The following is a 15,532-nucleotide window of genomic DNA, read 5'->3' as shown; positions in this document are numbered from 1 at the left end:
AAAAGGAGAGAATCGCATGATATATGATGTTATTATAGCGGGAGCAGGCCCGGCAGGCCTTACGGCTGCGATCTATGCGTGCCGGGGCGGGCTTAGGACGCTCGTGCTCGAGCGCGCGTTTGCGGGCGGGCAGATGGCGATCAGCCATATCATCGATAATTATCCCGGCTTTGAAAATGAAGTGACGGGCGCGGCGCTTGCCCACAGCATGAAGCTTCAGGCACAGAACCTTGGAGCGGAGATCGTAACGGAAGAGATCGTGGCGTTTGAATTGACCGGACAGGTCAAAAAGATCACGACCGCGAAAAATGCCTACGAAGCCAAATCGGTCATTCTGGCGATGGGCGCGTCACCGAAAAAGCTGGGAGTCAAAGGAGAGGAAGAGCTTGCGGGTGCGGGCGTTTCCTATTGCGCGACGTGCGACGGCGCTTTTTTCCGCGGCAGGGACGTCGCTGTGGTCGGCGGCGGCAATACGGCTGTGGAGGACGCGCTTTATCTTGCAAAATTCTGCAGCAAGGTTTATCTTGTCCACAGGCGCGACCAGTTCCGCGCCCTGAAAGGTCTGGTGGACGCGGCCGCGGCCCTGCCGAACATAGAATTTGTTTTGAGCCATACGCCGGAGGCGATAAGCGGTGAAAACGCCGTGCAAAGCCTGACGGTGAAAGACGTGAAAACGGGAAAAACAAAGGAGCTCGGCGTTGCGGGAATTTTTATCGCGGTCGGGCAGACGCCGAAGACAGAGCTCGTACGCGGACAGGTTGAGTTGGACGAGGCGGGCTTCATTCGGGCAGACGAGACTTGCCGGACGAACCTCGCAGGCGTTTCCTGCGCGGGAGATATCCGCACGAAGCGGCTGCGGCAGATTGTTACTGCGGTCGCGGACGGCGCGGTCGCCGCAGACAACAGCCTCGGGCTCGGCTGTGCCGTGCAGGCGGGAAAGGAAAAATAAAGAGCTCCCTGCGGGAGAAATTCAAAATAAGGGGTATACTATGGCACGACTTTTTGGTACGGACGGCGTGCGCGGCATCGCAAACGAAAAGCTCACGTCGAAGCTTGCTTACGATCTCGGACGGGCGGGGGCTTATTGCCTGACGAACGAGCTTCACAGTGCGAGGATATTGATCGGAAAGGATACGCGCGGCTCGGGCGATATGCTGGAATCGGCTCTTGTGGCGGGTATTTGCTCGGCGGGCGCGGAAGCGGTGGTGGCCTGCACGCTGCCCACATCGGCCATTGCCTATATCACCCGGCATTCGGGATACGACGCGGGCGTGGTCATTTCCGCTTCCCATAATACGGTGGAGTATAACGGGATCAAGTTTTTTAATTCCAGCGGTTACAAGCTGGCGGACGAGATCGAGGACCGCATTGAAAATATCATTATGAACGGCTCGGAGACCGTGCCGCAGCCAACCGGGAAAAAAATCGGCAGGCGCGTCCGGCTGAAAAAGGCCGCGCAGGATTATATGGATTTCGTCGTGGAAACGACGGACGTGCGTCTTGACGGAATGAAAGTCGTGCTCGACTGTGCCAACGGCGCGGCGAGCGAGGTTGCTCCGTGGATCTTCAAGCTGCTCGGGGCGGAGGTCATCCCCTACTATAATATGCCGGACGGTACGAATATCAACGAAAACTGCGGTTCCACACATCCGGAGCAGCTGTGCAGGCTGGTTTCCGAGCTTGGCGCAGACGTGGGGCTTGCATTTGACGGCGACGCCGACCGTTTGATCGCCGTGGATGAACACGGCAGTGTGGTGGACGGCGATAAGATCATGGCGATCTGTGCGCTCGATATGAAAAAGAGGGGCAGGCTCAGCAAGAATACGGTCGTTGCGACTGTCATGAGCAACATGGGGATGGAAGCGACGCTCCGCGAAAACGGCGTCGATCTTGTACGCACAGGGGTAGGAGACCGATATGTACTGGAGGAAATGCTGAAAAGCGGCTATAATTTCGGCGGAGAGCAGTCGGGGCACATTATTTTCCTCGACCATAACACGACCGGAGACGGAATCCTTTCGGGCGTACAGCTGATGTCCGTGATGAAGCGGGAGGATAAACCGCTCGCGCGTCTTGCGCGCCCGGTCAGCATTTATCCGCAGGTGCTCGTGAACGCATATGTCAGCGACGAGAAAAAGCATGACTATGATAAGGACGAGGAGATCCTCGCGGCGATCAAAAAGCTGGAGCAGGATTTCCGGGGAGAGGGCAGAGTGCTCATCCGGACGTCGGGGACAGAGCCGATGGTACGCGTGATGCTCGAGGGAAAAGACAAAGGAGCGATCACCAAGCAGGCGGTGGCAATGGCAAAGCTGATCGAAAAACGGCTGAAATAAAAAAGGCGGGGAGCGTGCAGCAGCGCTCCTTTTTTATTGCCGGGAAGCGCGCCGGATTTCATGTTTCTTTTTAGAGGAAAATCGGATATAATAGAAATATCTCGGCTTAGTAAAACTAAAATCAGGAGAGATATTATGTGCGGAATTGTTGGATATGTAGGAGAGAAAAATGTGATCCCCGTTCTGATCGGCGGGCTCAAAAAATTGGAATACCGCGGATATGACAGCGCAGGCATCGCGTATCTGGACGGCGGAAAAATGACCATCTATAAAGAAAAGGGCAAGCTGAAGGAGCTCGGGAAGATGGTGGAGGGGAAATGCGCGGAGCATACCGTCGGCATCGGGCACACCCGCTGGGCAACGCACGGCGAGCCAAACCAGATCAACGCGCACCCGCATACCAATGCGGCGGGCAATCTTGCCATTGTGCATAACGGCATCATTGAAAACTATTTACAGCTTCGTGAATGGCTGGAACGGAAAGGGGTCTCGTTCGTATCGGAAACGGATACGGAGATCATCGCACATCTGATCGACTATTATCTGGAGGGCGACCTGAAGGAAGCAGTTGCGCAGGCGATCTCGAAGCTCAAGGGAAGCTATGCGCTCGGCGTCGTGTGCGAGCGTTTTCCGGACGAGATCGTGGCGGTGCGCAAAGACAGCCCGCTCGTCGTAGGCGTAGGACAGGGGGAAAATCTGATCGCGTCGGATATCCCGGCTTTGCTGGAATATACGCGCGACGTATATTTCTTAAACAACGGAGAGATCGCCGTTGTGAAGAAAGACAGCGTGAGCCTGTATGATGAAATGCTGAACCCGATCGAGCGCGAGCTGTTCACTGTGGAATGGGACGTTTCGCAGGCGGAAAAGGCGGGCTATCCCCATTTTATGCTCAAGGAGATCGAAGAGCAGCCCCGCGCCCTTGCGGATACGCTCAATCCCCGTGTCAAGGACGGAGAGATCAACTTTGACGAGATCGGGATCGACGACGCGATGCTCGCTGAAATCAAAAAAATCACGATCATTGCGTGCGGCACGGCGTATCATGCGTCGTATGTGGGCAAATATATCATCGAGAGATTCGCGCGCGTTCCGGTCGAGGTGGAGATCGCCTCGGAATTCCGGTATAAAAATCCGATCATAAGCGAGGACAATTTTGTCATCGTGGTCAGCCAGTCGGGAGAAACGGCGGATACGATCGCCGCGCTCCGCGAGGCAAAAAGCTGCGGTGCGTCCGTGCTGGCGATCGCAAATGTCGTCGGCTCCACGATTGCCCGTGAAGCGGACAAGGTGCTGTATACGCGCGCGGGGCTTGAGATCGCCGTTGCGTCCACAAAAGCATATACCACGCAGCTGATGGCGCTCTATATGTTCGCGCTCAAGCTTGCCTATGCCAAGGGAAAGCTTTCAAAGGAGGATTACCATACCTATGTGGCAGAGCTGCAGAAGGTGCCGGAAAACGCGAAAAAGGTGATCGAAAACAAGGAGCTGCTGCAAAAATTTGCTTATGAGCATTTTACGGAGCACAGCGTGTTCTATATCGGCCGCGGGCTCGATTATGCGATGGCAATGGAGGGCTCCCTGAAGCTGAAGGAAATCAGCTATATCCATTCCGAGGCGTATGCGGGCGGAGAGCTCAAGCACGGAACGATCGCGCTGATCGAGAAAGGAACGCTCGTCGTCGCGGTACTGACGCAGGGCGAGCTGATCGAAAAGTGTCTCAGCAACGTAAAAGAGGTCACATCCCGCGGAGCGGTCGTGATGGTGGTCACGCAGGAGAAATATAAAGATATGGTAAAGGACGTTGCGGATAAGATCGTCACCATTCCGGATGCGATCGATTTTGAAGCGACGATCACTTCTATTATCCCAATGCAGATATTCGCTTATTATATGGCGGTACAGAAGGGCTGCGATGTGGATAAGCCGAGGAACCTTGCCAAAAGCGTGACAGTAGAATAAAGCAGACTCGGAAAACCGCCGGGAGACGGCCTTTCCCGGCGGTTTTTTCACACGATCCGATGGAATACGGAGAGAGGTATATGGCGGAAACGGGTTCAAGAGCTGCAAAGCGAAACGAGGAAAAAAAGAAAAATATATGGGGCTGGATACTGGCGGTCGGTATCGCCGTCGGAATAGCGCTTCTGGTGCGCGCCTTTTTATTTGAGATCATTCTGGTGGACGGCCCGTCTATGGAGCCGACGCTTTATACGAACGAGCGCCTTGCGGTGGAAAAGGTGAGCCGGTATGCCGGACTGCCGCAGCGCGGAGATATCGTGATCGTGCATTATTCGGACGGCACGGACAATAATTATGTGAAGCGTGTGATCGGCCTCCCCGGCGAAACGGTGGAGGTTCGGAACAGTACGGTGTACATCAACGGAGAGGCGCTCGCGGAGGATTATGTCAGCGCGAAGCCGTATGAGGATATGGCGCCGGTGACCGTTCCTGAGGACACGATATTCGTGATGGGGGACAATCGGGCAAATTCGACGGACAGCCGAATCGTCGGCCCGGTCCGGCAGGATCAGATCGTCGGTCATGCGTTTGCCGTTCTGTATCCTTTTGATAAAATGCGGGGGCTGGACGGAGATTGACCGGCTGGAAAACGGCGGGAGCATTTTATGGGGGCGAACTAATAAACTGTGGCAACATGCCTTAAGAAAGGGGAATACGCAATGAAGTTATTTGGAAAAGACATGACAAAAGAAGAGCTGTGCAAGCGTGTAGGTGACCTGTCGCAGATCGCGGACGCGCGCGAGGGAGTGCTGACTGCGGGAAAAGCGGACGGCGTGCGCGTGATCGACGTCAGGACGGGCGGCGGATTTTCTTTTTCGATCCTGCCATCCCGGGGAATGGATATCGCGTGGGCGGAATATAAAGGAACCCCCGTCGCTTTCATCGGGAAGACAGGCGTTGTGGGTCCGGCCTATTTTGAAAAAGACGGACTCTGCTTCATGCGCGGTTTTTTCGCGGGGCTCATGACGACCTGCGGCCTTACCTATATGGGCGCTCCCTGTACGGATGAAGGAGAAGAGCTCGGCCTGCACGGACGGATTAGCAATACACCCGCGTATGACGTGGGCGTCAGCCGGGAATGGGAAGGAGACGACTATGTGATCCGCATCCGGGGAAAAGTTGCAGAAAGCGCCGTGTTTGGCGAAAATATGGTGCTCACGCGGGAATTCACCGTAAAAATGGGCGAACCATGCGTACATGTGCATGACCGGGTGGAAAACTGCGGGCATAGCGAAGCGCCGTTTATGCTCCTGTATCACTGTAATTTCGGTTATCCGCTGGTCAGCGAGGATACAGTGCTGCTCGAACCGGAAGGAACGAAGGTACGCGCGCGCGACGCGGAAGGCGAAAAAGGGATCGACCGTTATATGAAATTCGAGAAACCAACGCACGGATATCAGGAGCAGGTATTCTATCATGATATTCCCAAGGTAAAAGGAGACGAGAGCTATGCATGTCTGTATAATGAAAAACTCGGTCTGGGCGGATATGTGAAATTCAACCGGGAACAGTTCGGCCGCTTCGGGGAATGGAAAATGATGGGTGAAGGCGATTATGTAGTGGGCCTCGAACCTTCAAACAGCCTGCCCGAAGGGCGCGACATGGCGCGCAGCCGCGGACAGCTGATCATGCTACAGCCCGGAGAGATCAAGGATTTTGAATTTACCATCGGGGTAGCCGAGGGCAAAGACGGAGTCGCAAAGATTCTATAGGGCATGACGGCCGTTATATAGTAAAAAGCCTGCGCTGCAAAGCGGCGCAGGCTTTTTTGTATCACCTGATATCGATTTTTTTTTGACTTCTTTTTTTCTTCTCCGCTTTTAGGAAGAACGATTTTCAAAACGCCGTCCTTCTTAAAATTCGTGAATCCGTCCGAACCGTTGAAGAAGCTGCGCATAAAGCTTCCATCCCAGAAGCCGAGGTCGTCAAAGCCTCTTGAAATACCATGCCGGTGACCAAATGGAATCAATCCTGCCATTTTTATCCATCTCCTTTTTACTTCTCCCGAGGACACGATATTCGTGATGGGGAACAATCGGGCAAACTCGACGGACAGCCGGATCGTCGGCCCGGCCCGGCAGGATTAGAGCGTCGGGTACGCATTTGCCGTTCTGTATCCTTTTGACAAAATGCGGGAGCTTGAAGGGCCGTAAGGCAAAGCCGGATTTTGCACGGCGCATGTCGTTTTGGAGGCTCACCAAAAGTATTCACAGATAAAGTGAAGCCGGGGAGTTGACAGCGCCCGAAAAAAGATGTATAGTTTTCCCATAAACCGTGCTCGAGCACGGAATGAGTAGGAGGATAGAATTTGGGAGTTACGATCAAACAGATCGCCGAGCTTGCGGGCGTATCGCGCGGAACGGTGGATCGGGCGATCCACGGGAGAGGAGACGTTAACCCGGAAACGAAAGAGAAAATCGAGCGGGTGATGCGCGAAACGGGCTACCGGCCGAACGCGGTCGCAAAGGCCCTGAAAGCGGCGCAAAACCCAGTGACACTCGACGTGCTCGTTCCAAGCAGCCCCTTTTATGCGGACCTTCTGCGGGGGGTACGCGCGGCGGAAGAATTTTACGCGCACTATGGGGTAAGGCTCCGGGTCGCGGAACGGTTTGAATTGAACGGAGCGTCGCAGGCGGCGATGCTGAGAAAACTCAGTGAAGAGCATACGGACGGTATTATTATGGCGGCGCTGGACGTTCCGGCTGTGCGGGAGGCGGTTTCGTGCGCGGCGGAAAAAGTTCCCGTCATCACCTGTAATTCAGATCTCACGGGGGTGAAGCGTCTTTGCTTTGTCGGGCAGGATCATTTCGCGGCGGGGCGCGCCTCCGGGACGCTGATGGGAAAAATGCTCCCACAGGGGGGGGAAGTCGCGGTGGTGCCGGGCAGTCGGGATATGCTCGCCCACATGCAGCGCGCTGCGGGTTTTCGGCAGGCGCTTCAGGAGCAGGGGGAATACGAATTGCTCTTAGACGTCCGTGAAACGGGAGAGTCCGACAAGCGGGCCTATGAAGTGGTCAAAGAGTTGCTGGACAGCCGGAAAAACCTTGCGGGGATCTGCATGACGGGAGGCGGGCAGGCCGGAGCGGGAGCGGCGCTCGCAGATTCCGGACGGGCCGGGGAAATAAGGCTCGCCTGTTACGATACCCTGCCCGGGACAGTAGAGCATATAAAAAACGGAACCGCGGATTACACGATCGCGCAGGATCCGTTTTTGCAGGGCTGCCTTCCGGTCAAACTGATGTACGAATACCTCGCGCTGGGCAAGGAGCCGGGACGTGAACGGATTTTTACCCGCATCGACATCCGGGTGAAAGATAATGTGGAAGATCAAGAATATGACATGTTTACCGGGGAAGACAGATAACACAGGGAGGAAAGAGCAATGAGAAGTACGTCAAGAGAAAGACTGATGAAAACGCTGGATCATAAAGACCCGGGCAAGGTGGTCGTCGATTTGGGGAGCTCGCTCGTGACGGGGATTTCGGCGGTCGCGCTTACGCGCCTGCGCGAGGCGCTGGGGCTCGAAAAGCGTCCGGTCAAGGTTTACGAGCCTATGCAGGTGCTCGGGCTGGTGGAAGACGATGTGATCGAAGCGCTGGGGATCGACATAGTGGGGGTATGCTCGCCCTACACCTGCTATGGAAACAAGAACGAAAGCTGGCAGCCATGGAAAGTGCGGGAAATCGACGTGCTGGTGGGAGAAGGCTTTGAAACAAGGGTGGATGAAGAAGGCAACACCTATGTATACCCGCAGGGCGACCGATCTGTGCCGCCGAGCGCGAAAATGCCGTCGGGCGGCTATTATTTCGACAATCTCGTCCGCCAGGGAGACATCAGCCATGAAAACCTGAACGGCCGCGAGGATTTCAAAAACGATTTCGCGTGTATGACGGACGAGGTGGTAGAGTCGATCCGCGGGCGTGTGGCCGATTACTATGAAAATACGGGCTATGGCATCAACGTGGGGAATTTTATGTGCGGCCCCGGGGACGCGGCGGCAATTCCGGGTGCGGGCCAGAAAGTGACGAAAGGGATCCGTAGCGTGGAAGAATGGCTGGTAGCGCATTACACGGAACCGGAATATGTGCACGATGTATACGATTATCTTGTGGAGGAAGCGCTCAAGACCTATGGAAAGCTGAAAAAAGCGCTTGGGGATATGCCGCAGGTCATACAGGTCAGCGGAACGGATTTCGGTACGCAGCGCAGCGAATTTATTTCACCGGATATGTACCGGGAGTTCTATAAGCCGTACCATACGAAAGTCAACAAGTGGATACACGAGAACACGAACTGGAAGGTGATGTATCATACCTGCGGCTCGATCGTTAATCTTCTGGACGATCTCGCAGAAACGGGGATCGACATCTTAAATCCCGTGCAGTGCTCTGCCGACGGAATGGATCCGCATATGCTGAAAGAAAAGTACGGAGATAGGTTCGTATTCTGGGGCGGCGGCGTGGATACGCAGAAGACGCTGCCGTTCGGCACGCCGGACGAGGTGTACGACGAAGTGTTGGAGAGGTTGAAAATATTCGCGCCGGGCGGCGGGTTCGTTTTCAATACGATCCACAATATTCAAGCGCCCACGCCGACGGAAAACATTCTGGCGATGTTTGAAGCCATCAGGGATTATAACAAAGATAAATAACCGCAAAAAGGCCCGTACCGCTCTGCGGCACGGGCCTTTTTTATGTCACCTGATATCGATTTTTTTTGACTTCTTTTTTTCTTCTCCGCTTTTAGGAAGAACGATTTTCAAAACGCCGTCCTTATATTCTGCGGAAATCTCATCTTCCTTTACGTCGCTTACCGAGAACGAGCGGGAAACACGGCCCATACGGCGTTCGTTTACCACATAATGCTCCTTTTCGGCCTTGGTTTCTTCATTCATGTCGGCGCTGATCGTGAGAATGCCGTCGTCATAAGAAACGTCGATCATTTCCCGGTGCAAGCCCGGAAGCTCGGCGTCGATCTCGTAGCGCTCCCCTAAATCTTTCACATCCACCTTAAAATTCGTGAATCCGTCCGAACCGTTGAAGAAGCTGCGCATAAAGCTTCCATCCCAGAAGCCGAGGTCGTCAAAGCCTCTTGAAATACCATGCCGGTGACCAAATGGGATCAATCCTGCCATTTTTATCCATCTCCTTTTTACTTCTTATAATTCAATAATACCAACATGGCAGAGTTTTAAACGTATGAATTTGTAAAAAGAATGTGAACGGGTCACCGCTCTATGAGAAGACGCTCCTCAGCACGGCACAAAAATGCATAGACCGGGGCAAGCAACTGAAAACCCTCCGCGAGAACGGTGCTGAGGCTGGAGGAAAACAACAGCTCGGCCTCCGAACTGTTTTTGATCCAAAGCAAATTTTTGCGGTCCAGCCAGCTGCGAAGCGCCTCCGGTGCGTCCGGGCATTTGCTCCGTTTATAAAAATCACCCTCCAAAATGAACGCATCCTGTTTTTTCATTGCCTGAAATGCTCTGCGGAAGAGAGGATCGTTTTCCGCAAGAGCCATTCGGCGTATCATTTCCATCGTGCGGGGCGGCGCGCTGTAATAGCCGCAGCCATACCGGAAGCCCTGCGGGGAAAATTCAAAGATAAATCCGGGCGGAGCTGCCAGCTCCTTTTTCCCGCGGGAGAATACGAGCCACATGACCTCCCGGTACAGAGATTTATCGTGTGAATACCGCGTATCCCGGTAAATACGGGAAAGCGCCTTGCCGACCTTAGGCTCTGTAACGATCAGCGGATCGATTGCCTGCATAGCGGGTGCAAGCTGCTCCGCTAACTGGATCATAGGCGCCAGAACATAGTTCAGATAATCCGGTCTGTGCGCGTGGAACCATTCTCTGCTGTTGCGGAAGCGGTTTTCCGCAAGAAATTGGAGCGTTTGCTTTGAGAGCGGCATGGGCATATCCTCCTTTTTATTATTGTATCATAAGAGCAGAACACGAAAAAGGCCTGCCGCAGGGCAGGCCCGGTTTCAGTCCTCCGTAATGGAGATGACGCCCACGGGGCATCCGTTTTCCGCTTCATAAGCGTCTGCTTCGTTCTCGCCGGTGATCTCGCCATAGACCTCTGCAAGACCGCGGTCTGTGATGCGGAATACGCTGGGGCATACGCTCTCGCATAAGCCGCAGCCGATACAACCATCCTCGATTTTTGCGTATTTCATATCAATCCTTCCTTTCCGGCGGAGGAAATACAACTGCCAGAAACATCTTGAACCGCCCGATCGCGCGGACTGCATGAGGATGTCCGGCAGGCATTAGAATCGCTTCGCCTTTTTCTAATTTATATTTTTGCCCGTCGATCGTGATTTCGCCAATGCCGTCAAGAGCGATCACGAGCGCGTCTCCGTGTGAGGCGTGCGTGCTGATCTCCTCATTTTGATCAAACGCGAATAGGGTGAGACTCACCGCATCGTTCTGAGCGAGCGTTCTGCTGGCAACCTGCCCCTCCGAATAGTTTACCAGATCCGCAAAGGGAAGCACCTCGGCGACAGAAATATTTTTCATCATTTGTTCCATTTTTTGGCTCCTTTTCTCTCTTCTTCTATTTTTATAATCCTTTTTTCGGCATGCAAACCATAATTTGGAGATGTTTATCCCTCAAAAATGCGTTTAACAATATACAACGATAAAAGGAGGTAGCATGATGAGAAAAAGAGATATCAACCCCGGAGAATTTGTGGAGGAAGATGAGGTCGTTATGACGGATACGAAGACCGATGAGGTAAATACATTCAAGGACGACGGCGTTTCAGCGGCTTTCCTGCGTTTTGACGATGTGGATGAAGACGAAGAAAAAAAGAACGCATGACCGTATGAAGAGAGCTGCCTGTGCCGCAGGCGGCTCTCTTTTAAGTTGGCACACAAAAACAAACCGCATACAAGCGGTTTCCCATTGGAACAGCCTACCCAAAATTGAAATTCTCACATGCAATAAACCGCACCGCAAGTACATATCCGTAAAAAGTTGGGGAGCAAGTTGCCGTCCAAAGCCCGCGTTTACAAGGGCTTAGGCAGCGTGAACACGACTTTTTTACGGAGGAGGAAAACGGAGCGAATGCAAAAGGCCCGCTTTTTAGCGGGGCTTTCCAGTGCAGTGTAGTTTGCTGCGGCGCGGAGAACCTACGGAATTTAAATTCTTGACTGACAATAAAACGCGCTGTAGGCGCGTACCGCAAAAAAGTGGTAGCGACCGAATCGGCGTTAAAAGGGGACATTTACAAGCCCTTAGCTGATGAGAGCGTGCGTGCTTTTTTGCAGAAAAGAAAGAGGAATCGGATCGGTTGCAGGATAAGTGCATCCCGGTCTGCCTCGGAGTGATCGACATTGTGTTATCGCTCTTATGGGTACTTGTTGGGAGTATACCGTTTGAAACGGCGAATGCGATACTGGAAACTGTGTTTACGGCGATCACACAAGGTGTTCTTGCCGCGGGGCTTCGGCCTCCGTTTTTTTGCTATCGCTATTTATAAAATGTGTAAAAATCGTGTGCAGATAAAATAAAACCCGCTGTTTAAGCGGGCTTTATGGTAACTGGTGGAGACAGCTGGGCTCGAACCAGCGACCCCCTACATGTGAAGCAGGTACTCTGACCAACTGAGCTATGCCTCCAAAACTATACTGCGAACTTGCTGAACAATAAATATTATATCATGTTTCCGAACGGTTTAAAAGGATTTTTTAAAAAATAGAAAAAATAACACGGCAGACAAGACGCTGCCTTTATACCCGTGTGAAATGCCGGGCAGAAAGCTATTTGCGGATATCGCCGGGATTCTGCCCGGTAAATTTTTTGAATACGGTATAAAAGTAACTGATACTGGAAAATCCGACTTTCTCCGCCACCTCGTTTGCCTTGACGCCCGATGTCATAAGCAGCTCTTTTGCCTTTTGAACGCGCTTTTTGTTTAAATAATCGGAAAAAAATTCATTCGTCTCCTGCTTGAACAGACGCCCCAAATAGGCGGGATTGATATTCAGCGCATTTCCCAGCGTTTTCAGGGAAATATTATAGTCATAATATTTTTCATTGATATATTCGATCGTTTTTTTAACGGCAAAAGAGTAGTTATGCGGAGAGGTACTGCGAAGCTGCCCGATGATCGCGTCGGAGAAGTAGATGAGCAGGTCTTTCAGTTGATCGGCATAGGATACAGTCTGCAATTTTGCGTAGATGGCTCCTTTGATTTTTTGCAGATAGATGGAGGAGATGTCATAGGCTTCCATATGATAAAGAACATAGGAAATAATATTGACGATCGAATATTTGACCGTCTCCGGATTGATATACCGGTTTTCGCTGAAAAGCCCGCCGATATATTGCCGGACAGCCTGTTTGTCTCCTTTTTTGATAAGAGTCAGAATGTTTTCATATTGAAGCTGTTCATACGCGGGCGCTTCCCCGATCTTATATATTTCATATTCTATGGAAGAATAAACTTTATCGAGCCCATATAAAAGCTGGTAATTCAACAGACGGAGCGAATCCTTATAGGTGTTGGGAAGCTCGCGGTGAGAGGAGGCAGGGCCGCTGAATGCCGCCGCACATCTTGTGTCCAGATATTTATGGATGTGATAGATGCAATCCTCCAAAAGACGCTGTATCCGCGAAGTATCGGGCTCGTCCTTGAAAAGAAGAATGATATTATCGCGGAGATCCGGAAAAATATAGCAATCCTTCGGAGAATGAATGAGCTCGTCGCAAATGTTGAGCGTCGCATATATTTTCCAATGGTCCTCTTCCTGTACGTTTAACTGGATGGCGGCAAGATACATACAGGAGGACTGAAAAGAGATCCCTAAAACATCACATTTTTCACGCAGCTCCTTAAGCGGGATCTGACCGGTGATTACGCGGTTGAGTGTATTTTTCTGGAGAAGCTGCAAAAATTCGCGGTACTTTAAAAATTCCTGTACGTCGGCGCCGATATTTTCAAGGATCTCGCGCATTGCGGCAATCAATTCTTCCGTATCGATGGGCTTTAACAGATAGTTTGCGGCCCCGAGGCGCATAGCGGTGCGTACATAGTCAAAATCATCATATCCGGAAAGAACGGCAACCTTGATATTCGGATATTGCTGTGAGATACGCTTCAATAATTCGATGCCGTCCATTTCAGGCATGCGGATATCCGTCAATACGACCGTCGGTTGAAAGGCTTCTATTTTATTAAGCGCATCTTTTCCGTTTTCCGCCTCGCATACGATCTCCATACCGAGGTCTTCCCATGAGATCACACTTTTCAGGCCGCTTCGTATGCTGGCTTCATCATCCACGATCATTACCTTATACATTCTTTTGCATTTCCTCCTTCGACATACAGGGGATGCGGACAGAGACCAATGTTCCGCGGTGCTTTTTGCTTGCAACAGAAATACCATAGTGTTCTCCGAAAAGCATCTGTATGCGTTCGTGTACGTTTTTCAGACCGATCCTGCAGCGGCCGTCCGCAGACTCGCCCGCAATGCTTTTCCGCAGGGCGCAAAGCTCCCCGTGCGTCATGCCTATCCCATTATCCGCTATACGGAATACGATATCGCGCCCACGCTTTTTCGCGCGGATCATGACGAGCCCACGCGCTGGTACAGCGGACAGACCATGCATGATGGCGTTCTCGACAACGGGCTGGAGCACGAGCTTCGGAATGCCGTAATCGAGCAGACTATCCGGCACAGAGATATCGATGTCGATCTTGTCGCTGAACCGAAAACGCTGCAGCTGAAGGTAAGACGAAATATAATCGACTTCATCTTCAATATAGACGATCTTTTCGTCGAAACGCATGCTCCAGCGAAACATGTTGCCTAAAAGAGAGAGCATCTGCGCGATCTCCATATTGCCCTCCTCCACGGCTTTCATGCGAATGCTTTCAATGGTGTTGAACAGAAAATGCGGATTGATCTGTGCCTGAAGCGCGTTCAGCTCGGCGGTCCGCCGCCTGATCTCCGCATCGTAGTTCCGCTTGATATAATCGTCCAGCCGTTCGCACATATCGTTGAACGAGGAGGAAAGCATGCCGATCTCATCACTTGATTCCACCGGCAGGCGGACGGAGATATCGCCGTCCTTGATCTCCTGCATTTTAAATGCGATTCCGGAGATGCGCCTGTTGTAGACCTTAAGCAGGGAAAATACCAGCAGCGTCAGCACGGCGATACACACGATCAGCACAAAGATCATTTGCAGCTGAAGCGGATAAATATCGTTTGAAAGCATTGCGTCGGAGACGATATTGACGACGCGCACGCCGGAAAGCCCGACATTGGCCTCGCTTATCGTCGTATTTTTGCCGGCAGCCTGTTCTGCAGAACTGTAATAATGCCCTTCCTCCTTCGGATCAGAGGAAAACAGGATGTGTCCGGTCTTGTTTACGAGATAAAGCTCTCCTTTGAATAGGGAGGCCTGCTCCTGATAGGCTTCATCGAAAGCGCTGATGGGGATGTTCATGATATAGATGCCGACAACGTGCCTTGAGGGAAATGCGGCGGGGTCAAAGATCTTGCCGATAAATGAAACGACAGGCTCGGGAGAGGAGCCTGATGTGCCGCTGATATAGGGCGGGGCGGCGTCATAGGTGATTAGCATATTATCCTCACCGGCGAGAAGCTCCTGTACCGGCGTGTATGTAAAATAATCAAAGCTGGGGGAAACGGTGCGGCCGCTGCTCGAGGGAGAAGCATATACGTTTCCATTCAGCGTTACGAGAATATATTCGGAAATATCCGATCCTGAGCTGCTGACGCTGAGCAGATAGTTATCAAGAAATTTGATCGTATCATAGTGATAGGCATAGCTTGGATCGGAAAGAATATTGGAAAAATAGCTTCCGACATTTCCGGAGGTATGCATATAATTGGATAAATTATAGGCACGGTTATATTTTTCCTCCGTGAAAGACTGTATCTTGCGGACAGCCTCCTTGCCAAGCAATGCTTCCTTTTCAAGAGCGACGCTGGAAAAAGAGGAAATCATAATAGAGGCTACTACAATGATAGCAACCGCGATAATCAGCACATTTGCAAAGGTGATTTGAAAGAAAAGGCCCCTGCTTTTGAATTTAGCATAAAACGTGGCAAACAATTTTTTCAATTCTTACATCCCATAGAACCGACTCTGATACATTTATATCTTATTTTATCAGAAAATATTTCCGGTTAGAAT

Annotated in this window: 16 protein-coding genes and 1 tRNA gene; 10 read left to right on the top strand and 7 right to left on the bottom strand. The window is 51.9% G+C overall.

What is annotated here, in order from left to right:
* The first annotated feature begins 19 nt into the window (after nucleotides 1-19).
* The 8 genes from trxB (at nucleotide 20) to PUP29_RS06900 (ending at nucleotide 9,006) form a co-directional block, all read left to right on the top strand.
* Nucleotides 20-949 (top strand): thioredoxin-disulfide reductase, encoded by a 930-nt coding sequence (gene trxB, locus PUP29_RS06935; RefSeq protein WP_353424065.1) that lies wholly within the window; start codon nucleotides 20-22, stop codon nucleotides 947-949.
* Nucleotides 950-989: 40 nt separating this feature from the next.
* Nucleotides 990-2,336 carry a phosphoglucosamine mutase gene (gene glmM, locus PUP29_RS06930; protein WP_079546589.1) on the top strand — a complete coding sequence of 449 codons (1,347 nt, stop codon included), beginning with the start codon at nucleotides 990-992 and terminating at the stop codon, nucleotides 2,334-2,336.
* Between the two features lie 135 nt (nucleotides 2,337-2,471).
* The gene (gene glmS / locus PUP29_RS06925; protein ID WP_079546590.1) at nucleotides 2,472-4,298 is read left to right on the top strand and encodes a glutamine--fructose-6-phosphate transaminase (isomerizing); all 1,827 of its coding nucleotides are present in this window, start codon (nucleotides 2,472-2,474) and stop codon (nucleotides 4,296-4,298) included.
* An 80-nt stretch (nucleotides 4,299-4,378) separates the two neighbouring features.
* A complete protein-coding gene (lepB, locus tag PUP29_RS06920) occupies nucleotides 4,379-4,933 on the top strand; it encodes a signal peptidase I (RefSeq protein WP_079546591.1) in 555 nt (184 codons plus the stop codon).
* An 81-nt stretch (nucleotides 4,934-5,014) separates the two neighbouring features.
* On the top strand, nucleotides 5,015-6,067 hold the full coding sequence (locus PUP29_RS06915; RefSeq protein ID WP_079546592.1) for an aldose 1-epimerase family protein: 1,053 nt from the start codon (nucleotides 5,015-5,017) through the stop codon (nucleotides 6,065-6,067).
* 252 nt (nucleotides 6,068-6,319) lie between these two features.
* Nucleotides 6,320-6,442, top strand: coding sequence for a S26 family signal peptidase (locus PUP29_RS06910; RefSeq protein WP_353424064.1), 123 nt, complete (start codon nucleotides 6,320-6,322; stop codon nucleotides 6,440-6,442).
* Between the two features lie 221 nt (nucleotides 6,443-6,663).
* Nucleotides 6,664-7,719: a LacI family DNA-binding transcriptional regulator gene (locus PUP29_RS06905; RefSeq protein WP_353422801.1), complete on the top strand. Its 1,056-nt coding sequence runs from the start codon at nucleotides 6,664-6,666 to the stop codon at nucleotides 7,717-7,719.
* Between the two features lie 18 nt (nucleotides 7,720-7,737).
* Nucleotides 7,738-9,006: a uroporphyrinogen decarboxylase family protein gene (locus tag PUP29_RS06900; RefSeq protein WP_079546594.1), complete on the top strand. Its 1,269-nt coding sequence runs from the start codon at nucleotides 7,738-7,740 to the stop codon at nucleotides 9,004-9,006.
* A gap of 45 nt (nucleotides 9,007-9,051) precedes the next feature.
* Here PUP29_RS06900 and PUP29_RS06895 read toward each other — a convergent pair whose 3' ends face one another.
* The 4 genes from PUP29_RS06895 to PUP29_RS06880 form a co-directional block, all read right to left on the bottom strand.
* Complete coding sequence (locus PUP29_RS06895; protein ID WP_353422799.1) at nucleotides 9,052-9,489, bottom strand: Hsp20/alpha crystallin family protein; 438 nt, start codon at nucleotides 9,487-9,489, stop codon at nucleotides 9,052-9,054.
* A gap of 92 nt (nucleotides 9,490-9,581) precedes the next feature.
* The gene (locus tag PUP29_RS06890; RefSeq protein ID WP_353422798.1) at nucleotides 9,582-10,268 is read right to left on the bottom strand and encodes a DUF2461 domain-containing protein; all 687 of its coding nucleotides are present in this window, start codon (nucleotides 10,266-10,268) and stop codon (nucleotides 9,582-9,584) included.
* A gap of 75 nt (nucleotides 10,269-10,343) precedes the next feature.
* Nucleotides 10,344-10,535 (bottom strand): ferredoxin, encoded by a 192-nt coding sequence (locus PUP29_RS06885; protein ID WP_079546597.1) that lies wholly within the window; start codon nucleotides 10,533-10,535, stop codon nucleotides 10,344-10,346.
* A gap of 1 nt (nucleotide 10,536) precedes the next feature.
* Nucleotides 10,537-10,890 carry a cupin domain-containing protein gene (locus tag PUP29_RS06880; protein WP_079546598.1) on the bottom strand — a complete coding sequence of 118 codons (354 nt, stop codon included), beginning with the start codon at nucleotides 10,888-10,890 and terminating at the stop codon, nucleotides 10,537-10,539.
* Between the two features lie 124 nt (nucleotides 10,891-11,014).
* On the opposite strand from PUP29_RS06880, the gene PUP29_RS06875 reads away from it, so the two are divergent.
* Both PUP29_RS06875 and PUP29_RS06870 read left to right on the top strand, forming a co-directional pair.
* Nucleotides 11,015-11,182, top strand: a complete 168-nt coding sequence (locus PUP29_RS06875; RefSeq protein WP_353422797.1) for a hypothetical protein — start codon at nucleotides 11,015-11,017, stop codon at nucleotides 11,180-11,182.
* Nucleotides 11,183-11,654: 472 nt separating this feature from the next.
* Nucleotides 11,655-11,843 carry a phage holin family protein gene (locus tag PUP29_RS06870; protein WP_079546599.1) on the top strand — a complete coding sequence of 63 codons (189 nt, stop codon included), beginning with the start codon at nucleotides 11,655-11,657 and terminating at the stop codon, nucleotides 11,841-11,843.
* A gap of 62 nt (nucleotides 11,844-11,905) precedes the next feature.
* Here the strand turns inward: PUP29_RS06870 and PUP29_RS06865 are convergent.
* The 3 genes from PUP29_RS06865 to PUP29_RS06855 form a co-directional block, all read right to left on the bottom strand.
* Nucleotides 11,906-11,982 (bottom strand) — tRNA-Val (locus PUP29_RS06865).
* Nucleotides 11,983-12,123: 141 nt separating this feature from the next.
* Nucleotides 12,124-13,665: a response regulator transcription factor gene (locus PUP29_RS06860; RefSeq protein WP_353422796.1), complete on the bottom strand. Its 1,542-nt coding sequence runs from the start codon at nucleotides 13,663-13,665 to the stop codon at nucleotides 12,124-12,126.
* On the bottom strand, nucleotides 13,658-15,460 hold the full coding sequence (locus PUP29_RS06855; protein WP_079546601.1) for a cache domain-containing sensor histidine kinase: 1,803 nt from the start codon (nucleotides 15,458-15,460) through the stop codon (nucleotides 13,658-13,660). The genes PUP29_RS06860 and PUP29_RS06855 overlap by 8 nt, the downstream gene beginning before the upstream one ends.
* Between the last annotated feature and the right edge of the window lie 72 nt (nucleotides 15,461-15,532).

It is taken from the genome of Christensenella massiliensis (assembly GCF_040409835.1).
Classification (GTDB): domain Bacteria; phylum Bacillota; class Clostridia; order Christensenellales; family Christensenellaceae; genus Christensenella; species Christensenella massiliensis.
This window is presented reverse-complemented; position numbering and strand designations above follow the sequence as displayed.